This window comes from Bacteroides sp. OM05-10AA (assembly GCF_003439055.1).
GTDB classification, from domain to species: Bacteria; Bacteroidota; Bacteroidia; order Bacteroidales; family Bacteroidaceae; genus Bacteroides; species Bacteroides intestinigallinarum.
Map to the genome: position 1 here is coordinate 1 of NZ_QSUR01000075.1, position 8,251 is coordinate 8,251.

At 42.9% G+C, this 8,251-nt stretch carries 7 protein-coding genes; all 7 read left to right on the plus strand.

The window, feature by feature from the left end:
- Nucleotides 1-485: 485 nt before the first annotated feature.
- The 7 genes from DXB58_RS27295 (at nucleotide 486) to DXB58_RS27325 (ending at nucleotide 8,132) form a co-directional block, all read left to right on the plus strand.
- On the plus strand, nucleotides 486-1,076 hold the full coding sequence (locus tag DXB58_RS27295) for a V-type ATP synthase subunit E family protein (protein WP_008999644.1): 591 nt from the start codon (nucleotides 486-488) through the stop codon (nucleotides 1,074-1,076).
- An 11-nt stretch (nucleotides 1,077-1,087) separates the two neighbouring features.
- A complete protein-coding gene (locus DXB58_RS27300; protein ID WP_008999645.1) occupies nucleotides 1,088-1,930 on the plus strand; it encodes a DUF2764 domain-containing protein in 843 nt (280 codons plus the stop codon).
- 17 nt (nucleotides 1,931-1,947) lie between these two features.
- Nucleotides 1,948-3,708: a V-type ATP synthase subunit A gene (locus tag DXB58_RS27305; RefSeq protein ID WP_004303858.1), complete on the plus strand. Its 1,761-nt coding sequence runs from the start codon at nucleotides 1,948-1,950 to the stop codon at nucleotides 3,706-3,708.
- 29 nt (nucleotides 3,709-3,737) lie between these two features.
- The gene (locus DXB58_RS27310) at nucleotides 3,738-5,066 is read left to right on the plus strand and encodes a V-type ATP synthase subunit B (protein ID WP_004297639.1); all 1,329 of its coding nucleotides are present in this window, start codon (nucleotides 3,738-3,740) and stop codon (nucleotides 5,064-5,066) included.
- Nucleotides 5,067-5,173: 107 nt separating this feature from the next.
- Nucleotides 5,174-5,779 (plus strand): V-type ATP synthase subunit D, encoded by a 606-nt coding sequence (locus DXB58_RS27315; RefSeq protein ID WP_004297640.1) that lies wholly within the window; start codon nucleotides 5,174-5,176, stop codon nucleotides 5,777-5,779.
- A complete protein-coding gene (locus DXB58_RS27320) occupies nucleotides 5,776-7,593 on the plus strand; it encodes a V-type ATP synthase subunit I (RefSeq protein ID WP_122138862.1) in 1,818 nt (605 codons plus the stop codon). Before DXB58_RS27315 ends, DXB58_RS27320 begins: the two co-directional genes overlap by 4 nt.
- A gap of 74 nt (nucleotides 7,594-7,667) precedes the next feature.
- Entirely contained in the window at nucleotides 7,668-8,132 is a 465-nt protein-coding gene (locus DXB58_RS27325; RefSeq protein WP_004297644.1) for a V-type ATP synthase subunit K, read from the plus strand.
- Nucleotides 8,133-8,251 lie beyond the last annotated feature (119 nt).

Here is an 8,251-nt window from a genome sequence, read left to right on the forward strand (position 1 = left end):
CGTCACGCCGATGGTACTGCGTAACAGTGGGAGAGTAGGTAGCCGCCATTTTTAAGAAGCCCCTTGATTCATTCTGAATCAAGGGGCTTTCTGTGTTTTATCACTTCTGTTTTTATCAATATTCAACTTCCGCCAGCTTGTTTTCCTGTTTTTTATGAATTTGGTGAAATACCGATAGCTTTTGTTATTTAATCTTGTATTAATATCCCATTTGCCGTTTTAAGTATCTACATGTTTCCAAATGTCTTTTGGATTTCTTATATTTGTTTATCGGCTTGAAAAATCCGGTAAATGTGTCATTTAGTAATAGGAAAAGGACTAAATCGGAACAAAATAGGTGTAGGACTGTGATTTTTTCGCAAACGGTTCTTTTTCTTTTCTTCTTTCTCTTTTTTATCAAATTGATTTTTGTAAATTTGGCGAGAATCTGATAAAGGACACACAGTTAAGTTAATATAGTAATAATACTAAATTCTCCTGTTAATATGGAAAACAAAATTCAAGAGTTGACCGATAAGATTTATCGTGAAGGCGTGGAAAAAGGAAACGAGGAAGCGCAGAGACTTATCGCGAATGCTCAGGAAGAAGCTAAGAAAATCATTGAGGATGCCCGCAAGGAGGCAGAATCAATTGTAAACTCCTCTCGTAAATCTGCTGATGAGTTGGCAGAGAATACTAAATCAGAGTTAAAACTATTTGCCGGTCAGGCTGTGAATGCACTCAAATCTGAGGTGGCTACGATGGTAACTGATAAGTTGATAACCGCTTCCGTGAAAGATTTCGCTCAGGATAAAGATTATCTGAATGCGTTTATCGTAGCATTGGCATCCAAATGGAGTGTAGACGAGCCTATCGTCATCTCAACAGCCGATGCGGAATCACTGAAAAAGTATTTTGCAGCTCATGCAAAAGCTTTATTAGACAAGGGGGTGACCATTCAGCAAGTAAATGGTATCAAAACTCTGTTCACTGTTTCTCCGGCGGACGGTTCGTATAAGGTGAACTTCGGAGAAGAAGAATTCATGAATTACTTCAAAGCGTTCTTGCGTCCTCAATTAGTAGAAATGCTATTTTAAAAGAAGCGACTATGAGTAGTAAGTACTATTACTTGGTAGCAGGTTTGCCGGAACTTTCGCTGGAAGACAGCAAACTGAGCTATACAGTAGCCGATTTTAAAACTGAAATCTACGATGGATTGTCTGCTTCAGACCAGAAGTTGATTGACTTGTTTTATCTGAAGTTTGATAATGCAAATGTGCTGAAACTTCTCAAAGATAAAGAAGCGGAAATCGACAAACGGGGAAACTACTCTGCTGAAGAACTCTCTGAATATATTTCTATTCTGAGAGAAGGCGGAGAAATCAGTCCTAAAGAATTTCCGGTCTATCTATCCACTTTTATTACTGATTATCTGAATACTCCGGCTGAAAGTACGGTTTTGCACGAAGATCATCTGGCTGCTCTATATTATGAGTATGCGATGAACTGTGGGAATAAGTTCGTTTCTGCCTGGTTTGAATTCAACCTGAACATCAATAATATTCTTGTTGCATTTACTAGCCGTAAATTCAAATGGGATATTGCTTCCAACGTTGTGGGAAATACGGAAGTATGCGAAGCATTGCGTACATCGAGTGCCCGCGATTTCGGATTGTCCGGTGAAGTGGATGTGTTTGAATCGTTAGTGAAAATCAGTGAGATTACAGAACTGGTGGAGCGTGAGAAGAAGTTGGATGCTTTGCGGTGGAATTGGATGGAGGATGCTATTTTCTTCGACTATTTCACTATCGAACGTATTTTCGCTTTCCTGCTGAAGCTGGAAATGATTGAACGGTGGATTTCACTGGATAAGGAAAGAGGTAATCAGTTGTTCAGAAGCATTATCGAATCGCTGAAGAACGAAGTGCAGATTCCTGCAGAATTCAGATAATAAAATAAAAAAAATATATGGCAACAAAAGGAACTGTTAGTGGCGTTATTGCCAACATGGTGACCCTCGTCGTTGACGGACCGGTAGCTCAGAATGAGATTTGTTATATCTCGACCGGTGGCGATAAGTTGATGGCGGAGGTGATTAAGGTTGTAGGTTCACATGTATATGTTCAGGTGTTTGAAAGCACACGTGGACTGAAAGTGGGCGCCGAAGCCGAATTTACAGGACACATGCTTGAGGTGACATTAGGCCCGGGTATGCTATCGAAAAACTATGATGGTCTGCAAAATGACCTCGACAAGATGGATGGAGTTTTCCTGAAAAGAGGACAATATACATATCCGTTGGATAAAGAACGTGTATGGCACTTCGTACCCTTGGCGAATGTAGGTGACAAAGTGCAGGCTTCTGCATGGTTGGGACAGGTGGATGAAAACTTTCAGCCGCTGAAAATTATGGCTCCGTTCACTATGAAAGGAACGGCTACCGTAAAAACAATCATGCCGGAAGGTGATTATAAGATAGAAGATACAATTGCTATCCTGACAGACGAAGAAGGAAATGATATTCCTGTGACTATGATTCAGAGATGGCCCGTGAAACGTGCGATGACGAATTATAAGGAGAAACCGCGTCCTTTCAAATTGTTGGAGACTGGTGTACGTGTGATTGATACGCTGAATCCGATTGTGGAAGGTGGTACGGGATTTATTCCCGGTCCGTTCGGTACTGGTAAAACAGTGCTTCAGCACGCTATCTCTAAACAGGCGGAAGCGGATATCGTTATCATTGCGGCTTGTGGTGAACGTGCTAATGAGGTGGTGGAAATCTTTACCGAGTTCCCCGAACTGGTAGACCCGCATACGGGACGTAAGTTGATGGAACGTACTATCATCATTGCGAATACTTCCAACATGCCGGTAGCTGCCCGTGAAGCATCTGTATATACAGCAATGACACTGGCGGAATATTACCGTTCCATGGGATTGAAAGTCTTGTTGATGGCGGATTCTACTTCCCGTTGGGCACAGGCTTTGCGTGAGATGTCCAACCGTATGGAAGAATTGCCTGGGCCGGATGCTTTCCCGATGGATATTTCGGCTATTATCTCCAACTTCTACGGTCGTGCGGGATATGTAAAACTAAGTAATGACGAAACGGGTTCTATTACGTTTATCGGTACGGTATCTCCTGCGGGTGGTAACTTGAAGGAGCCGGTGACTGAAAATACGAAGAAAGTAGCTCGTTGTTTTTATGCTTTGGAACAGGATCGTGCGGATAAGAAACGTTATCCGGCAGTGAATCCGATTGATTCTTATTCAAAATATATCGAATACCCGGAATTTGAGGAGTATATCAAAGGTCATATCAACGATGAATGGATTGGAAAGGTAAACGAACTGAAAACCCGTTTACAGCGCGGTAAGGAAATTGCCGAACAGATCAATATCCTCGGTGATGATGGTGTACCGGTAGAATATCATGTGATTTTCTGGAAATCAGAATTGATTGACTTTGTTATTTTGCAACAGGATGCTTTTGATGAAATTGATGCGGTAACTCCGATGGAACGTCAGGAAGATATTCTGAACATGATAATCGACATCTGTCATACGGAATTTGACTTTGATAACTTCAACGAAGTAATGGATTACTTCAAGAAGATGATTAATGTCTGTAAGCAGATGAACTACTCGAAGTTCAAATCGGAACAGTATGAAGGATTCCAGAAACAACTGAAGGAATTGATTGCCGAAAGAAGTGTCAATTCATAATCTTTAATTTATAATTTTAATTATCAAAGATGGCAACAAAAGCTTTTCAAAAGATATATACCAAGATTACTCAGATTACCAAGGCTACTTGTTCGCTGAAAGCGACAGGAGTGGGGTATGACGAGCTTGCCACTGTGGACGGTAAACTGGCACAGGTGGTTAAGATTGCCGGTGACGATGTCACTTTGCAGGTATTTGAAGGTACGGAGGGTATTCCGACTAATGCCGAAGTAGTATTCCTCGGCAAATCGCCTACATTGAAAGTGAGTGAGCAGCTGGCCGGACGTTTCTTCAACGCTTTCGGTGATCCGATTGATGGAGGTCCGGACATTGAAGGACAGGAAGTGGAAATTGGCGGTCCGTCTGTGAACCCGGTTCGACGTAAACAGCCGTCGGAACTGATTGCAACGGGTATTGCCGGTATCGACTTGAACAATACACTGGTATCGGGTCAGAAGATTCCGTTCTTTGCCGACCCCGACCAGCCTTTTAATCAGGTAATGGCAAATGTAGCCTTACGTGCTGAAACGGATAAGATTATCCTCGGAGGTATGGGTATGACGAATGACGACTACCTGTACTTTAAGAATGTGTTCTCTAATGCAGGTGCGCTGGACCGTATCGTGAGTTTCATGAATACGACCGAAAATCCTCCGGTAGAACGTTTGTTGATTCCGGACATGGCATTGACTGCTGCAGAGTATTTTGCAGTAAATAATAATGAGAAAGTGCTGGTACTATTGACGGATATGACGAGCTATGCGGATGCGTTGGCAATCGTATCTAACCGTATGGACCAGATTCCTTCGAAAGACTCTATGCCGGGATCGCTTTACTCGGATTTGGCAAAGATTTACGAAAAGGCGGTGCAGTTCCCTTCCGGTGGTTCAATCACTATTATTGCGGTGACTACTTTGTCCGGTGGAGATATTACGCACGCTGTACCTGATAATACGGGTTACATCACTGAAGGTCAGTTGTTCCTGCGTCGTGATAGTGATATCGGTAAGGTAATTGTTGACCCGTTCCGTTCATTGTCTCGTTTGAAACAGCTGGTAACCGGTAAGAAGACACGTAAGGACCATCCGCAAGTGATGAATGCCGCTGTACGTCTGTATGCCGATGCCGCTAACGCTAAGACGAAGATGGAAAATGGTTTTGACCTGACCAACTACGACGAACGTACGTTGGCTTTTGCGAAGGACTATTCCAATCAGTTGTTGGCTATTGATGTCAATCTTGATACTACTGAAATGCTGGACGTTGCCTGGGGCTTGTTCGGTAAATATTTCCGTCCGGAAGAAGTGAATATCAAGAAAGACTTGGTGGATCAATACTGGCCGAAACAAAATAATTAGACAATTAGACGATTTGCTATTAGGATGATAGTGGACGGATTATATATGTTTATAAGAAGTAATTTCAATCGTCTGATCGTAAATTGTTAAATTAGTAAATCAACGAGATGGCTATAAAGTTTCAATATAACAAAACCTCTCTTCAGCAGCTCGAAAAGCAACTGAAAGTGCGGGTGCGTACGCTTCCTATTATTAAGAATAAGGAAAGCGCCCTCCGCATGGAAGTGAAACGCTGTAAAACGGAAGCTGCCGATCTGGAGGATAGGCTCGAACAACAAATTCAAGCCTATGAAGCCATGTTCGCCCTTTGGAATGAGTTTGACGCTTCATTAATAAAGGTGAATGATGTTCATCTTGGCGTGAAAAAGATTGCGGGTGTGCGCGTACCGTTGCTCGAAAATGTAGAATTCGAGATACGTCCGTACAGTATGTTTAATGCTCCCAAATGGTATGCCGACGGTATCCATCTATTGGAAGAGCTGGCTCATACGGCAATTGAACGAGAATTTATGCTCGCCAAGCTGAACTTGTTAGAACATGCAAGGAAAAAGACCACTCAAAAGGTGAACCTTTTTGAGAAGGTGCAGATACCGGGCTATCAGGATGCATTGCGAAAGATCAAACGATTCATGGAAGATGAAGAAAACTTGTCGAAATCTTCGCAAAAGATCATGAAGTCCCATCAAGAAAAAAGGAAGGAGGTAGAGGCATGATTACAAAAATGAAGAAACTCACATTCCTGGTTTATCACAAAGAGTATGAAGAATTCCTGAACAGTCTGCGTGAACTTGGGGTAGTCCATATTGTGGAGAAACAACAGGGGGCTGCCGATAACACGGAGTTGCAGGAGAATATTCGTCTTTCCAATCGCTTGGCGGCTACCTTGAAGTTGCTTCAGAATCAGAAGCATGAAAAGAATGCCGTAATTGCTACGGAAGGCGGAACGGCTGCCCGTGGTATGCAAGTGCTGGACGAAGTGGATGCCCTGCAAACAGAGCATGGAAAGCTGTCGCAGCAGTTGCAAAGCTATTCCAAAGAGAAAGAAGCGCTGGAAGCCTGGGGCAACTTTGAACCGGACAATGTTCAGAAGCTGAAAGATGCCGGTTATGTGATCGGTTTTTATAGCTGTTCGGAAGGAAATTACAAGGAAGAGTGGGAAACGGAATACAATGCAATGATTGTGAACCGCATCTCTTCTAAAGTATTCTTCGTGACTCTGACGAAAGGCGGGCAGGAAGTGGATTTGGATGTAGAACAGGCGAAATTACCTGCATACTCTTTGGCACACCTTGAAACGCTTTACAATACGACCGAACAGGCCGTTGAAGAGAATGAAAAGAAGCTGGTTACGCTTTCCGAAACAGAAATTCCTTCCTTGAAGGCTGTTCTGAAAGAGTTGCAAAGCCAGATTGAGTTCTCTAAGGTGGTGTTAAGTTCCGAACAGACTGCCGGTGACAAACTGATGTTAATTGAAGGATGGGCACCTGCATTCAGTCAAGTGGAAATAGAGGCTTACCTGAATGACGCACATGTATATTATGAGATTACCGATCCGATGCCGGGCGATAATGTTCCTATTCGATTGAATAATAAGGGATTCTTTGCCTGGTTCGAACCGATCTGTAAGTTGTATATGCTTCCGAAGTATAATGAATTGGACTTGACTCCGTTCTTTGCCCCGTTCTTTATGGTCTTTTTCGGACTTTGTCTGGGAGATTCCGGATATGGGGTGTTCCTGTTCCTGGGAGCTACGGCCTATCGGTTGATGGCGAAGAAAGTGACTCCGTCGATGAAGTCGATCATTTCATTGATACAGGTATTGGCTGCTTCAACATTCTTCTGCGGTTTGCTGACAGGTACGTTTTTCGGAGCGAATATCTACGATTTGAACTGGCCGATTGTTCAACGTCTGAAACATGCCGTCTTGATGGATAACAATGATATGTTCCAATTATCGTTGATATTGGGAGCTATTCAGATACTATTCGGTATGGTGTTGAAGGCGGTGAATCAGACCATTCAGTTTGGTTTCAAATATGCAGTGGCAACTATCGGATGGATCATCCTGCTGGTTTCCATGGCAGTTTCGGCTTTGTTGCCGGAGGTAATGCCGATGGGAAGTACAGTGCATTTGGTTATTCTGGGTGTTTCGGCTGCTATGATCTTCCTTTATAACAGTCCGGGAAAGAATGTTTTCCTGAATATCGGACTGGGATTATGGGATTCATATAATATGGTCACCGGTTTGCTTGGCGATGTATTGTCTTACGTTCGTCTGTTTGCCCTCGGACTTTCCGGAGGTATTTTGGCGGGAGTATTCAACAGCCTGGCAGTAGGTATGAGTCCGGATAATGTAATAGCAGGCCCGATTGTTATGGTACTGATTTTCGTTATCGGTCATGCCATCAATATCTTTATGAATGTGCTGGGTGCAATGGTTCACCCGATGCGTCTGACGTTCGTTGAGTTCTTCAAGAACTCCGGATATGAAGGAGGCGGCAAAGAGTACAAACCGTTCAGAAATTGAAAATTTGAAGATTAAGAATTAGAAATTGAGAATTAATATTTTAAGAATTAAACAATAAAAAATAGAATAAGATTATGGAAATGAATTTGTTTATCGCCTACATTGGCATCGCGATTATGGTTGGTTTGTCGGGCATCGGTAGTGCTTACGGAGTAACTATTGCAGGTAATGCTGCTATCGGAGCATTGAAGAAGAATGATAGTGCATTCGGTAACTTCCTGGTATTGACAGCTCTTCCGGGTACACAGGGTCTTTATGGTTTTGCAGGTTATTTCATGTTTCAGACAATCTTCGGTATTTTGACTCCTGAAATTACACCTATCCAGGCATCAGCAGTGCTTGGTGCAGGTATTGCTCTGGGATTGGTTGCTTTATTCTCCGCTATCCGTCAGGGACAAGTTTGTGCAAACGGTATCGCAGCAATCGGACAGGGACACAATGTATTTAGCAATACGTTGATTCTTGCCGTATTCCCCGAACTCTATGCAATCGTTGCTTTGGCTGCAACCTTCTTGATTGGTAGCGCACTCGTTGCATAATTTTTAGCAAGAATATTTCCTATAAAGGACTTTCAATCCCCTTGTACATGCTGCTTTGCATGTGCAAGGGGATATTCTTTGTACGCTCGGCATGAGCATTATCTAACGGGTGTAAGTCC

Excerpts from the sequence above, each read along its gene's own strand:
- DXB58_RS27325 (WP_004297644.1), top strand. The coding sequence starts at position 7,668 with ATGGAAATGAATTTGTTTATCGCCTACATTGGCATCGCGATTATGGTT.
- DXB58_RS27320 (WP_122138862.1), top strand. The coding sequence starts at position 5,776 with ATGATTACAAAAATGAAGAAACTCACATTCCTGGTTTATCACAAAGAG.
- DXB58_RS27305 (WP_004303858.1), top strand. The coding sequence starts at position 1,948 with ATGGCAACAAAAGGAACTGTTAGTGGCGTTATTGCCAACATGGTGACC.
- DXB58_RS27310 (WP_004297639.1), top strand. The coding sequence starts at position 3,738 with ATGGCAACAAAAGCTTTTCAAAAGATATATACCAAGATTACTCAGATT.
- DXB58_RS27300 (WP_008999645.1), top strand. The coding sequence starts at position 1,088 with ATGAGTAGTAAGTACTATTACTTGGTAGCAGGTTTGCCGGAACTTTCG.
- DXB58_RS27315 (WP_004297640.1), top strand. The coding sequence starts at position 5,174 with ATGGCTATAAAGTTTCAATATAACAAAACCTCTCTTCAGCAGCTCGAA.
- DXB58_RS27295 (WP_008999644.1), top strand. The coding sequence starts at position 486 with ATGGAAAACAAAATTCAAGAGTTGACCGATAAGATTTATCGTGAAGGC.